General features: G+C 68.4%; 11 protein-coding genes and 1 tRNA gene. 11 read left to right on the top strand and 1 reads right to left on the bottom strand.

Annotated elements, in window-relative coordinates:
• Positions 1-252: 252 nt before the first annotated feature.
• The 9 genes from dnaA to ACWDZ7_RS21020 all read left to right on the top strand — a co-directional run bounded on the left by dnaA (position 253) and on the right by ACWDZ7_RS21020 (position 12778).
• The gene (gene dnaA / locus ACWDZ7_RS21060; RefSeq protein ID WP_451798816.1) at positions 253-2151 is read left to right on the top strand and encodes a chromosomal replication initiator protein DnaA; all 1899 of its coding nucleotides are present in this window, start codon (positions 253-255) and stop codon (positions 2149-2151) included.
• Positions 2152-3017: 866 nt separating this feature from the next.
• Positions 3018-4148, top strand: a complete 1131-nt coding sequence (gene dnaN, locus ACWDZ7_RS21055) for a DNA polymerase III subunit beta (RefSeq protein ID WP_451518334.1) — start codon at positions 3018-3020, stop codon at positions 4146-4148.
• 89 nt (positions 4149-4237) lie between these two features.
• Complete coding sequence (gene gnd / locus ACWDZ7_RS21050) at positions 4238-5113, top strand: phosphogluconate dehydrogenase (NAD(+)-dependent, decarboxylating) (protein WP_451798815.1); 876 nt, start codon at positions 4238-4240, stop codon at positions 5111-5113.
• A 52-nt stretch (positions 5114-5165) separates the two neighbouring features.
• Positions 5166-6287 carry a DNA replication/repair protein RecF gene (recF, locus tag ACWDZ7_RS21045; protein ID WP_451798814.1) on the top strand — a complete coding sequence of 374 codons (1122 nt, stop codon included), beginning with the start codon at positions 5166-5168 and terminating at the stop codon, positions 6285-6287.
• Complete coding sequence (locus ACWDZ7_RS21040; RefSeq protein ID WP_451798813.1) at positions 6284-6841, top strand: DUF721 domain-containing protein; 558 nt, start codon at positions 6284-6286, stop codon at positions 6839-6841. Before recF ends, ACWDZ7_RS21040 begins: the two co-directional genes overlap by 4 nt.
• Before the next feature lie 265 nt (positions 6842-7106).
• On the top strand, positions 7107-9176 hold the full coding sequence (gene gyrB / locus ACWDZ7_RS21035) for a DNA topoisomerase (ATP-hydrolyzing) subunit B (RefSeq protein ID WP_451798812.1): 2070 nt from the start codon (positions 7107-7109) through the stop codon (positions 9174-9176).
• A gap of 43 nt (positions 9177-9219) precedes the next feature.
• A complete protein-coding gene (gene gyrA, locus ACWDZ7_RS21030; protein ID WP_451518329.1) occupies positions 9220-11823 on the top strand; it encodes a DNA gyrase subunit A in 2604 nt (867 codons plus the stop codon).
• An 18-nt stretch (positions 11824-11841) separates the two neighbouring features.
• The gene (locus ACWDZ7_RS21025; protein WP_451798810.1) at positions 11842-12537 is read left to right on the top strand and encodes a DUF3566 domain-containing protein; all 696 of its coding nucleotides are present in this window, start codon (positions 11842-11844) and stop codon (positions 12535-12537) included.
• A 167-nt stretch (positions 12538-12704) separates the two neighbouring features.
• A tRNA-Ile gene (locus ACWDZ7_RS21020) sits at positions 12705-12778 on the top strand.
• 279 nt (positions 12779-13057) lie between these two features.
• On the opposite strand, the gene ACWDZ7_RS21015 is transcribed toward ACWDZ7_RS21020, so the two are convergent.
• Positions 13058-13390, bottom strand: a complete 333-nt coding sequence (locus ACWDZ7_RS21015) for a DUF6344 domain-containing protein (RefSeq protein ID WP_451798808.1) — start codon at positions 13388-13390, stop codon at positions 13058-13060.
• Between the two features lie 313 nt (positions 13391-13703).
• Here ACWDZ7_RS21015 and ACWDZ7_RS21010 point away from each other — a divergent pair, with 313 nt between their 5' ends.
• Positions 13704-13832 (top strand): DLW-39 family protein, encoded by a 129-nt coding sequence (locus ACWDZ7_RS21010; RefSeq protein ID WP_003999697.1) that lies wholly within the window; start codon positions 13704-13706, stop codon positions 13830-13832.
• Between the two features lie 354 nt (positions 13833-14186).
• Positions 14187-15497, top strand: coding sequence for a hypothetical protein (locus ACWDZ7_RS21005; protein WP_451798972.1), 1311 nt, complete (start codon positions 14187-14189; stop codon positions 15495-15497).
• The last annotated feature ends 109 nt before the right edge of the window (positions 15498-15606 follow it).

The following is a 15606-nucleotide window of genomic DNA, read 5'->3' as shown; positions in this document are numbered from 1 at the left end:
ATCTTTGCCCATCGGAGGCAGGCGGCAGCAGCCATCGACAACTCGACCTGGTCACGGTACGCGGGGCTACGCCATCCGGTCAAACCGGCCACTGGAGGGAGACACTGTGCACAGCCTGTGGACAACAACTTGAACCGCAGCCGTCGCCCTGACTACCTTGGCTGAACTCCGATTCGTTCCCTTCCCCCTGCCCATCCCGATTTCCGTCCCAAGAACCACACCTTCGTGGGACCCCGTGAGAGAGCGTGCCCTGTGGCTGACGTACCTGCCGATCTTGCCGCAGTGTGGCCACGAGTTCTGGAACATCTGCTGGGTGAAGGGCGAGGGCAGGGCGTCGAGGCGAAGGACGAGCGGTGGCTCAGGAGCTGCCAGCCCCTGGCTCTCGTCGCCGACACGGCGCTGCTGGCCGTCCCGAACGAATTCGCCAAGGGCGTACTCGAAGGGCGTCTCGCGCCCGTGGTCAGCGAGACCCTGAGCCGCGAGTGCGGGCGCCCGATCCGCATCGCCATCACGGTCGACGACTCCGTCGGTGAGCCCGGGGGCCCGTCGGCGCCGCCGATCCAGCACCAGCAGCGCTACGAAGAGCACGAGCTGCCCTCCGGCTCCGGTCAGGGGCGTGAGTCGTACGAGGGTTACGGGCGGCGCCCCTCGGACGAGCACCAGTCGGGCTCGCGGTCCGACCAGATGCCGACCGCGCGCCCCGCCTACCCGGACTACCAGCGTCCGGGCCCCGGCGCCTGGCCGCAGCAGCAGCCGCAGGACGACTACGGCTGGCAGCAGCAGCGGCTCGGCTTCCCCGACCGCGATCCGTACGCGAACCCGGTCCAGCAGCCGCAGCACGACTACCGCTCGCAGCCGCCGCAGGAGCGCTCGCCGTACGAGCAGCAGCGTTCCGATCCGCAGGACCGGCGCGAGCGCCACGACATGCCCGAGTCGTCCGGGGACCACCGTGACCATCGCGATCCGCGTGATCCCCGTGATCATCGCGACCACCGCGGCAATGTCGGGCACGGCGGCCACGGCGTGCACCGGGGCGGCCCCGTCGGCCCCACCTCGTCGAGCGGCGCCCCCGGCCCACTGGCCGCGCAGCCGGCGCCCGCGACGGGCCCCGGCGAGCCGACCGCGCGGCTCAACCCCAAGTACCTCTTCGACACCTTCGTCATCGGCGCGTCCAACCGCTTCGCGCACGCGGCCGCGGTCGCCGTCGCCGAGGCGCCCGCGAAGGCGTACAACCCCCTCTTCATCTACGGGGAGTCGGGGCTGGGCAAAACGCATCTGCTGCACGCGATCGGGCACTACGCCCGCAGCCTGTACCCCGGCACGCGCGTGCGTTACGTGAGCTCCGAGGAGTTCACCAACGAGTTCATCAACTCCATCCGCGACGGCAAGGGCGACAGCTTCCGCAAGCGCTACCGCGAGATGGACATCCTGCTGGTCGACGACATCCAGTTCCTCGCGGACAAGGAGTCGACACAGGAGGAGTTCTTCCACACCTTCAATACGCTCCACAACGCGAACAAGCAGATCGTGCTCTCCAGCGACCGGCCGCCCAAGCAGCTGGTCACCCTGGAGGACAGGCTGCGCAACCGCTTCGAGTGGGGACTGATCACCGACGTCCAGCCGCCCGAGCTGGAGACGCGTATCGCGATCCTTCGTAAGAAGGCGGTGCAGGAGCAGCTCAACGCCCCTCCGGAGGTGCTCGAGTTCATCGCGTCGCGGATCTCACGGAACATCCGTGAGCTGGAGGGCGCGCTGATCCGGGTCACGGCGTTCGCGTCGCTGAATCGACAGCCTGTGGACCTGGGGCTCACCGAGATCGTCCTCAAGGACCTGATCCCCGGCGGCGAGGACGCGGCCCCGGAGATCACGGCGACGGCCATCATGGCGGCGACCGCTGACTACTTCGGGCTGACGGTGGACGACCTGTGCGGATCCTCGCGCAGCCGCGTCCTGGTGACGGCCCGCCAGATCGCCATGTACCTGTGCCGTGAGCTGACCGACCTCTCCCTGCCGAAGATCGGGGCGCAGTTCGGCGGCCGCGACCATACGACCGTCATGCACGCGGACCGCAAGATCCGCGCTCTGATGGCCGAGCGGCGGTCCATCTACAACCAGGTCACCGAGCTCACCAACCGCATCAAGAACGGCTGACAGCGGCCGCGACACGTCGCTGAGGGCGCCCCGGGACGACTCCGGGGCGCCCTTTTCCGTTGCCCACGCGCGCGTGGCTGTTCGATTTCCCCTGCTCAGGCGGGGGTTCTCCACAGATATGCGGACTTTCTCGCTTCCACACCCTGGGGACTGGAAAGTTGTCCAGACGCTGTCCACAGGCGACGCTGCTGAGGGATCATCAGGCCAGGTCAGTTGGCTGTGGATTCGTGGACGAAGACTGTCCACAGGCTGTGGATGAAAATTCCGTCCACAGGGTGTGCATGAGGTTGTCCACCGGCGACCCACAGGTTCAGCCCGGTTGTCCCCAGCTTTCCCCGGCTTCTCCACACGGCTGTCCACTGTTCGGCAACGTGACGCGCCCTGTCACCGGGTCGAGTGAAAGGCGTCACACCAAGGTGCCTGGTTGGCCTGTGGGGAAGCTGGGTAAAGCTGGGGACAGCGCTGGGGAGAAGTGGCCCCTGCCTGTGTACCGGGTGTGCAGAACTTTCGCCCGTCCACAGAAACACCTGGTTTTCCACGGGCGTCGCCCACAGGCTCGGTGGATAAAAAACCGGTGCTGACCAGCGCATACGCGGTTATCCACGGTTTCCACAGCCCCTACTACTACTCCCAACTAGAGAGACCGGGGAAATGGTTTCGAAGTGGGGCCTGTGCACAACTCGCGCTCCGGAGCTCCGACGCCGCTCGCCACGACTTGACCCCGACGGGCACGGACTGTCAGTGCCGTGCGTCAGACTGGACCCCGGTGTCCTTCCCACGGCATGGCTGAGAGACACCGAGTCAGACGACGAGGGCCACAGGTCCAGCGGGCGAGAGCAGCCAGCAACAGCAGGAGGGCGGCTTAGGTGAAGATCCGGGTTGAACGCGACGTACTCGCGGAGGCGGTGGCCTGGGCGGCGCGCAGCCTCCCGGCCCGGCCGCCTGCGCCCGTCCTCGCAGGCCTGCTGCTGAAGGCCGAGGAAGGCGCACTGAGCCTGTCGAGCTTCGACTACGAGGTCTCGGCACGTGTCTCGGTGGACGCGGAGATCGACGAGGAAGGCACGGTCCTCGTATCGGGCCGGCTGCTCGCGGACATCTGCCGCGCGCTCCCCAACCGCCCCGTGGAGATCTCCACAGACGGTGTACGGGCGACGGTGGTCTGCGGCTCCTCGCGCTTCACACTCCACACGCTTCCTGTGGAGGAGTACCCCGCGCTGCCGCAGATGCCGACCGCCACGGGCACCGTCCCCGGTGAGGTCTTCGCCTCCGCCGCCTCCCAGGTGGCCATCGCCGCGGGCCGCGACGACACGCTGCCCGTGCTGACCGGCGTGCGCATCGAGATCGAGGGCGACACGGTCACCCTGGCCTCCACCGACCGCTACCGCTTCGCGGTCCGCGAGTTCCTGTGGAAGCCGGAGAACCCCGAGGCGTCCGCTGTGGCGCTCGTTCCCGCCAAGACGCTCCTGGACACCGCCAAGGCGCTCACGAGCGGCGACACGGTCACCCTGGCGCTCTCCGGCTCCGGTGCGGGCGAGGGCCTGATCGGTTTCGAGGGCGCCGGGCGGCGTACGACCACGCGTCTCCTCGAGGGCGACCTGCCGAAGTACCGCACGCTGTTCCCGACCGAGTTCAACTCGGTGGCCGTGATCGAGACCGCCCCCTTCGTGGAGGCCGTCAAGCGCGTCGCCCTGGTGGCCGAGCGGAACACCCCGGTGCGGCTCAGCTTCGAGCAGGGCGTGCTCATCCTGGAGGCGGGCTCCAGCGACGACGCACAGGCTGTGGAAAGGGTCGACGCCCAGCTCGACGGCGACGACATCTCGATCGCCTTCAACCCGACGTTCCTGCTCGACGGCCTGAGCGCGATCGACTCCCCGGTCGCCCAGCTGTCCTTCACGACCTCGACGAAGCCCGCGCTGCTGAGCGGCAGGCCGGCCATGGACGCCGAGGCGGACGACGCCTACAAGTACCTGATCATGCCGGTACGTCTGAGCGGCTGAGCCCACAGGTGTGCGCGTGCGTCCGGGCGTAGGCTCGGACGCAGGTACGAAAGTGCCGTAACGCCACGTCGCTAGTGAAGGAACCTCTGATGGAGCTCGGTCTCGTCGGCCTCGGCAAGATGGGCGGCAACATGCGCGAGCGCATCCGCCGCGCAGGTCACACCGTCATCGGATACGACCGCAATCCGGACCTCGCGGATGTCCACAGCCTGGAAGAGCTTGTGGGCAAGCTCAAGGGCCCGCGCGTCGTGTGGGTGATGGTCCCGGCCGGGGCCGCGACCCAGTCCACGGTCGACGAGCTGTCCGAGCTCCTCCAGCCCGGCGACGTCGTCGTCGATGGCGGGAACTCCCGCTGGACGGACGACGAGAAGCACGCGGAGGAGCTGAAGGCCAAGGGCATCGGCTTCGTCGACTGCGGTGTCTCCGGCGGCGTGTGGGGCCTGGAGAACGGCTACGCGCTGATGTACGGCGGCGACAAGGAGAACGTCGCCAAGGTGCAGCCCGTCTTCGACGCGCTGAAGCCCGAGGGCGACTTCGGCTCGGTGCACGCGGGCAAGGTCGGCGCCGGCCACTTCGCGAAGATGGTCCACAACGGCATCGAGTACGCGATGATGCAGGCCTATGCCGAGGGCTGGGAGCTCCTTGAGAAGGTCGACTCGGTCACGGACGTCCGTGAGGTCTTCCGCTCCTGGCAGGAGGGCACGGTCATCCGTTCCTGGCTGCTCGACCTGGCGGTCAACGCCCTGGACGACGACGAGCACCTGGAGAAGCTGCGCGGTTTCGCCGCCGACTCCGGAGAGGGCCGCTGGACCGTCGAGGCGGCCATCGACAACGCGGTGCCGCTCCCGGCGATCACCGCGTCGCTCTTCGCGCGCTTCGCGTCCCGCCAGGACGACTCGCCGCAGATGAAGATGATCGCCGCGCTGCGCAACCAGTTCGGCGGCCACGCGGTCGAGAAGAAGTAATCCACAGCCTGTGCGTTGAGCACGGGTTTGCCGGGGGAGGTCGGCGCACATCATGCACGTCACGCATCTGTCGCTGGCCGACTTCCGGTCCTACGCCCAGGTCGAGGTCCCTCTCGACCCGGGCGTCACCGCGTTCGTGGGCCCCAACGGCCAGGGCAAGACCAACCTCGTCGAGGCCGTGGGCTATCTCGCCACGCTCGGCAGCCACCGGGTCTCCTCGGACGCCCCCCTGGTGCGCATGGGCGCAGAGCGGGCCGTCATCAGGGCCTCGGTCCGGCAGGGCGAGCGGCAGCAACTGATCGAACTCGAACTCAATCCCGGCAAGGCGAACCGCGCCCGCATCAACAGGTCCTCGCAGGTCAGGCCGCGGGACGTGCTGGGGATCGTACGTACTGTGCTGTTCGCGCCCGAGGACCTCGCGCTGATCAAGGGCGACCCCGGCGAGCGGCGGCGCTTCCTCGACGAGCTGATCACCGCGCGCTCCCCGCGCATGGCGAGTGTCCGGTCCGACTACGACCGTGTCCTCAAGCAGCGCAACACCCTCCTGAAGTCGGCCGCCCTCGCGCGGCGCCACGGCGGGCGCTCCATGGACCTCTCCACGCTCGACGTCTGGGACCAGCACCTCGCGCGCGTGGGCGCCGAGCTGCTGGCGCAGCGGCTCGACCTGATCTCGACGCTGCAGCCGCTGGCCGACAAGGCGTACGAACAGCTGGCGCCCGGCGGCGGCCCGCTCTCCCTGGAGTACAAGCCGTCCGCGCCCGGTGACGGCCACACGCGCGAGGCGCTGTACGAGCAGCTGACCGCCGCCCTCGAAGAGGCCCGCAAGCAGGAGATCGAGCGGGGCGTCACCCTCGTCGGCCCGCACCGCGACGACCTGCTGCTCAAGCTGGGCGAGCTCCCCGCGAAGGGGTACGCGAGCCATGGCGAGTCCTGGTCGTACGCCCTGGCGCTGCGGCTGGCCTCGTACGACCTGCTCAGGTCCGAGGGCAACGAACCGGTGCTTGTCCTCGACGACGTCTTCGCGGAGCTGGACACGCGCCGCAGGGAGCGGCTCGCGGAGCTGGTGGCCCCGGGCGAGCAGGTACTGGTCACGGCCGCGGTCGACGACGACGTGCCGGGCGTGCTGTCCGGCACGCGGTACACGGTGGCGGACGGCGCGGTGGAGCGCGTATGAGCACCGAGGAACCGGCCAAGGGCGACCCCAAGGAGGCGGGGGCGGCGAAGACCCCCGAACCCTCCGGTGTCGACCTCGCCCGGGTCGCCCTGCGTGCGGCGAAGGAGCAGGCACGCGCGCGTGGGGATGCCGCCCAGCAGAAGAAGCAGGCCCGCCGCGGCGGGCTGCGCTCCGGTGCTCGGGCCGACGGCCGTGATCCGCTGCCGCTCGGCTCCGCCATCAACCGGCTGATCACGGAGCGGGGCTGGGAGACGCCGGCCGCGGTCGGCGGGGTGATGGGCCGCTGGCCGCAGATCGTCGGCGACGACCTGGCCAACCACTGCGTCCCGCAGAAGTACGACGAGGACGAGCGCGTCCTGACCGTGCAGTGCGACTCGACGGCCTGGGCCACGCAGCTGCGCCTCATGGCCCCGCAGCTGGTCGCACGCCTCAATGAGGACCTGGGCCACGGCACCGTGCGCCTCATCAAGGTCCTTGGCCCCGGAGGCCCTCCGCGCCGCTTCGGCCCCTTGCGCGCCCCGGGAAGCACAGGCCCCGGCGACACATACGGCTGAGGCCGTCGGCGGCGGTAGCTGGGGGTTGACGGCCCGAAGCGCTGAGTGCCGCTGTGAGCCCTCTAGGGCCCCGCTCCGCATATGGGGAGTCGGCCGAGTCCGGTTCAGGGCGGCACATGAGGACTCAGGTACCGGCAAACCCCCATCACTGTCAGCGCTACCGGTAGACTGGAAGCTAATCCCGCCCCACTTGTGGGACGCACCGAGCAACGCTGACTATCGCTGAACGACGCAGCCGCTCCGGCCACCGCCGGGAGCCAGGCTTGTGCTGTGCCAGAAAGGGCGCTTCGTGGCCGATTCCGGCAACCCCAACGAGAACATTCCGTCCACCGCCGCCGGCGAGAACGGCGAGGCACCGCCCTCGTACGACGCCAGCGCGATCACCGTCCTCGAGGGTCTGGACGCGGTCCGCAAGCGACCCGGCATGTACATCGGTTCGACCGGTGAGCGCGGACTGCACCACCTGGTGCAGGAGGTCGTCGACAACTCCGTGGACGAGGCCCTCGCCGGCCACGCGGACACGATCGACGTCACGATCCTCGCGGACGGCGGCGTGCGCGTGATCGACAACGGCCGTGGCATCCCGGTCGACATGCACCCCGTGGAGAAGAAGCCCGCCGTCGAGGTCGTCCTCACCGTGCTGCACGCGGGCGGCAAGTTCGGCGGCGGCGGCTACGCCGTCTCCGGTGGACTGCACGGCGTCGGCGTCTCCGTGGTGAACGCCCTTTCGACCAAGCTCGCGGTCGACATCAGGCGCGACGGATACCGCTGGACCCAGGACTACAAGCTGGGTGTGCCGACGGCCCCGCTCTCCAAGCACGAGCAGGTCGAGGATTCCGGCACCACGGTCACCTTCTGGGCCGACCCGGACGTCTTCGAGACGACGGAGTACTCCTTCGAGACGCTGGCTCGGCGCTTCCAGGAGATGGCGTTCCTCAACAAGGGTTTGACGATCAAACTCACTGATGAGCGCGAGTCGGCGAAGGCCACGGTGGGTGCGGACTCCCCCGAGGCGACCGACGACGAGGCCCCCGAGGCTCGCACGGTCACGTACCACTACGAAGGCGGCATCGTCGACTTCGTCAAGTACCTCAACTCCCGCAAGGGCGAGGTCATCCACCCGACCGTCATCGACGTCGAGGCCGAGGACAAGGAGCGCATGCTCTCGGTCGAGATCGCGATGCAGTGGAACTCGCAGTACACCGAGGGTGTGTACTCCTTCGCGAACACGATCCACACGCACGAGGGCGGTACGCACGAAGAGGGCTTCAGGTCCGCGCTGACAGGCCTGGTGAACCGCTACGCGCGCGAGAAGAAGCTGCTGCGCGAGAAGGACGACAACCTCACGGGTGAGGACGTCCGCGAGGGTCTGACCGCGATCATCTCGGTGAAGCTGGGCGAGCCCCAGTTCGAGGGCCAGACGAAGACCAAGCTGGGCAACACGGAGGCGAAGACCTTCGTACAGAAGGTTGTCCACGAGCACCTCACGGACTGGTTCGACCGCAACCCGAACGAGGCCGCGGACATCATCCGCAAGGGCATCCAGGCCGCCACGGCCCGCGTCGCCGCCCGCAAGGCGCGCGACCTGACCCGCCGCAAGGGCCTCCTGGAGACGGCGTCCCTGCCCGGCAAGCTCTCCGACTGCCAGTCGAACGACCCGACGAAGTGCGAGATCTTCATCGTCGAGGGTGACTCCGCCGGTGGCTCGGCGAAGTCCGGCCGCGACCCGATGTACCAGGCGATCCTGCCCATCCGAGGCAAGATCCTGAACGTCGAGAAGGCGCGCATCGACAAGATCCTGCACAACCAGGAGGTCCAGGCCCTCATCTCGGCCTTCGGCACCGGTGTGCACGAGGACTTCGACATCGAGAAACTCCGCTATCACAAGGTCATCCTGATGGCGGACGCCGACGTCGACGGCCAGCACATCAACACGCTGCTCCTGACGTTCCTGTTCCGCTTCATGCGGCCGCTGGTCGAGCACGGGCACATCTATCTGTCGCGCCCGCCGCTCTACAAGATCAAGTGGTCGCGGGACGACTTCCAGTACGCGTACTCGGACCGCGAGCGCGATGCCCTGGTGGAGCTCGGCCGCCAGGCCGGCAAGCGCATCAGGGACGACTCGGTCCAGCGCTTCAAGGGCCTCGGCGAGATGAACGCCGAGGAGCTGCGCATCACGACGATGGACCAGGAGCACCGCGTGCTCGGCCAGGTGACCCTGGACGACGCGGCACAGGCCGACGACCTCTTCTCGGTGCTGATGGGAGAGGACGTAGAGGCACGGCGCTCGTTCATCCAGCGCAATGCCAAGGACGTCCGTTTCCTCGACATCTGAGTCGGCCCGTACAAGCCGCACCTCGAAAGGACTTTGACCAGCAATGGCCGACGAGAACACCCCTGTGACGCCCGAAGAGGAACCCGCCGTTCCCGGCGTGGGCATGCGTGTCGAGCCCGTCGGGCTCGAGACGGAGATGCAGCGCTCGTACCTCGACTACGCGATGTCCGTCATCGTGTCCCGCGCGCTGCCCGACGTACGGGACGGCCTGAAGCCCGTACACCGCCGCGTCCTGTACGCGATGTACGACGGCGGCTACCGCCCCGAGAAGGGCTTCTACAAGTGCGCCCGCGTCGTCGGCGACGTCATGGGTACGTACCACCCGCACGGCGACTCCTCCATCTACGACGCTCTGGTGCGCCTCGCCCAGCCGTGGTCGATGCGGATGCCGCTGGTGGACTCCAACGGCAACTTCGGCTCCCCGGGCAACGACCCGGCGGCCGCCATGCGGTACACCGAGTGCAAGATGGCGCCGCTGGCCATGGAGATGGTCCGTGACATCGACGAGGACACCGTCGACTTCACGGACAACTACGACGGCCGCAACCAGGAGCCGACGGTCCTGCCGGCGCGCTTCCCGAACCTGCTGATCAACGGCTCGGCGGGCATCGCGGTCGGCATGGCCACCAACATCCCGCCGCACAACCTCCGCGAGGTCGCGGCGGGCGCGCAGTGGGCCCTTGAGCACCCCGAGGCCTCGCACGAGGAGCTGCTCGACGCCCTTATCGAGCGCATCAAGGGACCCGACTTCCCGACCGGCGCTCTAGTAGTGGGCCGCAAGGGCATCGAGGAGGCCTACCGCACGGGCCGCGGCTCCATCACGATGCGCGCGGTCGTCGCGGTCGAGGAGATCCAGAACCGCCAGTGCCTGGTGGTCACCGAGCTCCCCTACCAGACCAACCCGGACAACCTCGCGCAGAAGATCGCCGACCTGGTCAAGGACGGCAAGGTCGGCGGCATCGCCGACGTCCGCGACGAGACGTCCTCGCGCACCGGTCAGCGCCTGGTCATCGTCCTGAAGCGGGACGCGGTCGCCAAGGTCGTACTGAACAACCTCTACAAGCACACCGACCTCCAGTCGAACTTCAGCGCCAACATGCTGGCCCTGGTCGACGGCGTGCCGCGCACCCTCTCGCTCGACGCCTTCATCCGGCACTGGGTCACCCACCAGGTCGAGGTCATCGTCCGGCGTACGAAGTTCCGGCTGCGCAAGGCCGAGGAGCGGGCGCACATCCTGCGTGGCCTCCTCAAGGCCCTGGACGCCATCGACGAGGTCATCGCGCTCATCCGCGGCAGCCAGACCGTCGACATCGCGCGCGAGGGCCTCATGGGCCTCCTCTCGATCGACGAGATCCAGGCCAACGCCATCCTTGAGATGCAGCTGCGCCGCCTCGCCGCTCTGGAGCGCCAGAAGATCGTCGCCGAGCACGACGACCTCCAGGCGAAGATCAACGAGTACAACGCGATCCTGGCCTCGCCCGAGAGGCAGCGCCAGATCATCAGCCAGGAACTGGCCGCGATCGTCGACAAGTTCGGCGAGGACCGCCGCTCCGCGCTCGTGCCCTTCGACGGCGACATGTCCATGGAGGACCTGATCGCCGAAGAGGACATCGTCGTCACGATCTCCCGCGGTGGCTACGTCAAGCGCACCAAGACCGACGACTACCGCTCACAGAAGCGCGGCGGCAAGGGCGTTCGTGGTACGAAGCTCAAGGAAGACGACATCGTCGACCACTTCTTCGTGTCGACGACGCATCACTGGCTGCTGTTCTTCACCAACAAGGGCCGCGTCTACCGCGCCAAGGCGTACGAACTCCCCGACGCCGGACGCGACGCCCGCGGCCAGCACGTGGCGAACCTCCTCGCCTTCCAGCCGGACGAGCAGATCGCCGAGATCCTCGCGATCCGCGACTACGAAGCGGCGCCCTACCTGATCCTCGCCACAAAGGGAGGCCTCGTAAAGAAGACCTCCCTCAAGGACTACGACTCGCCCCGTTCGGGCGGTGTCATCGCCATCAACCTCCGCGAGACGGAGGACGGTTCGGACGACGAGCTGATCGGCGCCGAGCTCGTGTCGGCCGACGACGACCTGCTGCTCATCAGCAAGAAGGCCCAGTCGATCAGGTTCACGGCGACGGACGACGCGCTGCGCCCGATGGGCCGCGCCACGTCGGGTGTGAAGGGCATGAGTTTCCGCGACGGCGACGAGCTGCTCTCGATGAATGTCGTCCGGCCCGGTACGTTCGTGTTCACCGCCACCGACGGTGGGTACGCGAAGCGGACCAATGTCGACGAATACCGCGTTCAGGGTCGCGGTGGCCTCGGTATCAAGGCCGCCAAGATCGTGGAGGACCGCGGCGAGCTCGTGGGCGCTCTGGTGGTGGAGGAGACCGACGAGATCCTCGCCATCACGCTGAGCGGTGGTGTGATTCGTACGCGAGTCAACGAGATCAGGGAGACGGGCCGTGACACCATGGGCGTCCAACTGATCAACCTGGGCAAGCGCGATGCCGTGGTCGGCATCGCTCGTAACGCCGAGGCCGGGCGCGAGGCCGAGGAAGTCGACGGTGACATCGTCGTCGACGACTCGGACGGCGGTGAGCCGGCCGTCGGTACGGACGAGGGCACGGACTCCTCGGCCGAGTAGCGCGAGGAGTGGAACATCGTGAGTGGAGCCACGGGCACCGGGGCGAATCGGACCGGCAAGACCGGCGCGGACAGTGCCCGTGGCTCCGCCACTGATGCGCACGACTCCGAGTCTCATGGATCCCAGGGGGGGACTGTGACGGACACCCGAGACGCCGAGACGGCGGGTGGGATGCTGCCCGGCAGCGCCGACAAGGCAGAGGGGGCCCTGCCGAGCGAGCGGCAGCCCCAGAAGAAAGCGTCCAAGAAGGCGTCCCAGCCGTATCACCCGCCGCAGGCGTACCAGCAGAGCGCCAAGGCGGGCGCGGCGCGCAAGCCGCGTACAGGGACGCGCACGGTGCCGCGCACGCGCAAGGCGCGGCTGCGGGTGGCCAGGGCCGACCCGTGGTCGGTGATGAAGGTCAGCTTCCTGCTCTCCATCGCGCTCGGCATCTGCACGATCGTCGCGGCTGCCGTCCTATGGATGGTCATGGACGCGATGGGCGTCTTCTCGACGGTGGGCGGCACGATCTCCGAGGCGACGGGCTCGAACGAGTCCAACGGCTTCGACCTGCAGTCCTTCCTGTCGCTGCCGCGCGTTCTGACCTTCACCGCGATCATCGCGGTCATCGACGTCGTCCTGGCCACGGCACTGGCGACGCTCGGGGCGTTCATCTACAACCTCTCCGCGGGCTTCGTGGGCGGCGTCGAGCTGACCTTGGCGGAGGACGAGTAGCGGGGCCTCTTCCGGGGCCCTGTCCGGGGCCTCGTCCAGGGTTATGCCCGGTCTTCTCCGGGGCTTCGGCCTTGGTTCGCTCCCCGCGCGGGTATCGATTTTGGGACTGGCCCGCAGGTGCGCTAATCTTCAGGGGTCAGCGCGCGGGACACACACCGAAGCGCGGCGGGGCTATAGCTCAGTTGGTTAGAGCGCATCCCTGATAAGGATGAGGCCACAGGTTCAAATCCTGTTAGCCCCACAGTGGCATAACGCCAGGTCAGAAGGCCGGTAGATCTCGTGGATCTACCGGCCTTCTGCGTTTTGGCGGTAGGGGGTGTCTATGTCGGGGGTGCGTTGTCTGTGGCCCTGTGAGGTCTGTGACCTATGTGCAAAGGAAGCACCCCTTCCAGTGCGGAAGCGATGCGGTGGCCCGCGGTACGAAGTCCTGCGAGCGGATGAGAAGTGCCCCCAGCCGGTGTGGCTGGGGGCACTTCGTAAGTCTCTGGGGGCCTGGGGCTGGGCCCGGGCAGGGACCGTATTACGGCTCTGGGGCGAGCCCTGGCTGATGGGTGGTGGTGGGCTCAGCCTCGGCTTCCGTGTCCACGGGGGGCAGGTGCCGGCAGCTGGGGGACGAGCCGTGGGCCTCGGCGCGGATGCGCTGCTTCATCGTCGGAGGCAAGGACCGTTCGTGCGCAGCCGTCCAGAGGGCCATGGCCGGCGTGGGTGCGCACTCCGTGGCGTTGCGTGCGTTCGTGGTCTCGTGTACGGCCGTGGCCGCGGTGGCCGTCGTGGTGAGTCCCAGCGCGGCGAAGAGCGCGAGGAAGGCGGTGACGATCGTGGCCCACAGCTTCGTGGCCTTGCTACCAGTCATGACCCCTCAATTCGAGTTGGGCGATTTGCGTACTTTCCTCATGATGTGTATGTGGGGTCGAGAGTGGTGGACCGGCGCCCGCGCGGCGCCGATGTTCGGATGAACACCACCCGGATGGCCCCAAGGGCACCGAGAAAGGGCAAGAGCGGCGAAAGTCACAGTGGGTCGACGGCATACGGAGCGCCGAGGTCCGTTTCGACTGCTGCGGAACGGGCGGCAGTTGGGGGCGTATCCAGGTCACCGATCGATATCGATCGGTGTGTATAGTCGGGCGCCAGAAGTCTCCTACGTCAAGGAAAGACGAGGTCGCGCGGTGAAGAAGCTTCTCCTGGTCGCACTGGCCGCCATCGGCGGGCTCCTCGTGTACCGCCAGATCCAGGCGGATCGCGCCGAGCAGGATCTGTGGACGGAGGCGACTGACTCCGTGCCCACGGGTTCGTGAGTCATCGACACCAGTCACTTCACAGGCCCCGGTCGCTTTTGCGGCCGGGGCTTTGTGCTGGCTGGAGGCTCCGGGGAGTGCCGGATTCGCGATGGCTTTGATTCGCTTACGTGAATTTTTTGTTCGCTGAAGTAAATGTTCGGGGTGTTGGTGCGGTTGCGCCGGTGGCGGGTTCGTGGTGGTGTCCGCGGGGCGTCGGGCGGGCAGGACGGTCGGGACGGGCGGTACGGGCGGAACGGCTGAGTTCGCGACGAGGGGTGGCGCGTGATGGGGCGGCGGCGGCTTGGCGGGGGCTGGGGCGCGGCGACGTGCGCGACGTGCGCGACGATGTGTGCGGTGGTGTGTGCGGTGGTGATGGTTCCGGCGCAGGCCGGGGCCACGGGAACGCCCGCTCCGTACGGCTTCGCCGAGGGCGCCGAGACGATCGACGGCACGACGAGCAACGTCGAGGGGCACCGGCTCAGCCCCGGGAAGACGTACAAAAGCTCCCTCCCGCGCGCGGGACAGCGTTTTTACCGCCTGGAGCTCAAGGCGGAGGAGAGCGCGTACGTCGCTGTCACCGCGGTGCCGGAGTTCGGCAGCAAGGTCTCCTACGCCGACGGTGTCGAGGTGTCCGTACAGGATGCCGACGGCAACAACTGCAGCCCTCTGGAGGCGCAGAAGGCGAGGTTCGGCGCTTCGGAGAGCCCGCGTCCCATCACGGCGACGGCGGCGCGCAGGGTCGGACCCGATGAGCAGAGCTGCGAGGGGGCCGGTACTTACTACGTGCTCGTCGAGCGGACCAGCACCCCTGAGTCCTCCCGGGCGGGCTGGGATCTGGAGCTTCGGGTCGCGTCGGAACCCGCGTTACGGGCGGACGGGGCGACGGAGCCTCCGCATTCCTGGAACTCCGCGACACCTGTGCCGCCGACCGGCGAGCGGAAGGGGCGTGAGGGCGGCACGGGCTTCCACGGGGCGCGTGCGCTGGGGAAAGGCGTCTGGGGAGGCCGCATCGAGCCCGGCCGGACGCTCTTCTACCGCGTGCCCGTCGACTGGGGGCAGCAGCTCTCCGTCACCGCGGAACTCGGCAGTTCGCATGGAGGCGGTGGCGAGTCCGGCGGGATGGGGCGCCGGGCGGCGCGCGGCGCGGGGTACGTGTCGTCCGCGCTGGTCATGACGTTGTCCAACCCGGTGCGCGCGGAGGTCGACGACGCGGACACGGCGTACGACGGCAAGCAGAAGTCGGCGGTACTGGATCCGCTGCCGCCTGTCGCGTACGAGAACCGCTTCGCCCCGGCTGACGAGATGGCCGCGATGCGGTTCGCCGGCTGGTACTACCTGTCGGTCCATCTCAGCCCGGAGGTCGCGGAGAGGTTCGGCGAGGCTCCGCTGGACCTGACGCTGCGGGTGGATGTCGACGGGGCGGCGCGGCCGGGGCCGGCGTACGCGGGCTCGCCCGTTCCCGCTGATGAGTTCGGCGTCACGGAGCGCGACGTGGAGGCCGCCAGGCGCGGGGAGACGGCTGCCGGGAGCGGTGTGGGCCGGGGTGACGACCGGGCGATGGTGGCGCTTGCCGCCGGGGGGATCGGGACGGGCGTGGCGCTGCTGGGCGTTCTCGGCGCGTGGGCGCTGATTGCGCGGCGGCGGGCGGCTGCGGTGGAGGCCGCGCGGCTGCTTCGGGGGTAGATGGTTCTGCTCGTGCTCGTGCCCGCATGCCTGCGCAGTTCGGGCCGCCGCCGGGTTGTTGAGGGCGGAGCTGTGCCCGTGACGCCGGTGCGCGGCCGGGGCTGGCGGC

This window comes from Streptomyces sp. NPDC003032 (assembly GCF_053591415.1).
Note: the sequence above shows the minus strand (reverse complement) of the source record. Positions and strands in the feature narration are given on the sequence as shown.

Bases quoted from the DNA above. Each gene is read 5' to 3' on its own strand.
- gnd (WP_451798815.1), top strand. From the start codon at position 4,238: ATGGAGCTCGGTCTCGTCGGCCTCGGCAAGATGGGCGGCAACATGCGC.
- recF (WP_451798814.1), top strand. From the start codon at position 5,166: ATGCACGTCACGCATCTGTCGCTGGCCGACTTCCGGTCCTACGCCCAG.
- ACWDZ7_RS21040 (WP_451798813.1), top strand. From the start codon at position 6,284: ATGAGCACCGAGGAACCGGCCAAGGGCGACCCCAAGGAGGCGGGGGCG.
- gyrA (WP_451518329.1), top strand. From the start codon at position 9,220: ATGGCCGACGAGAACACCCCTGTGACGCCCGAAGAGGAACCCGCCGTT.
- ACWDZ7_RS21015 (WP_451798808.1), bottom strand. From the start codon at position 13,390: ATGACTGGTAGCAAGGCCACGAAGCTGTGGGCCACGATCGTCACCGCC.
- ACWDZ7_RS21005 (WP_451798972.1), top strand. From the start codon at position 14,187: ATGGTTCCGGCGCAGGCCGGGGCCACGGGAACGCCCGCTCCGTACGGC.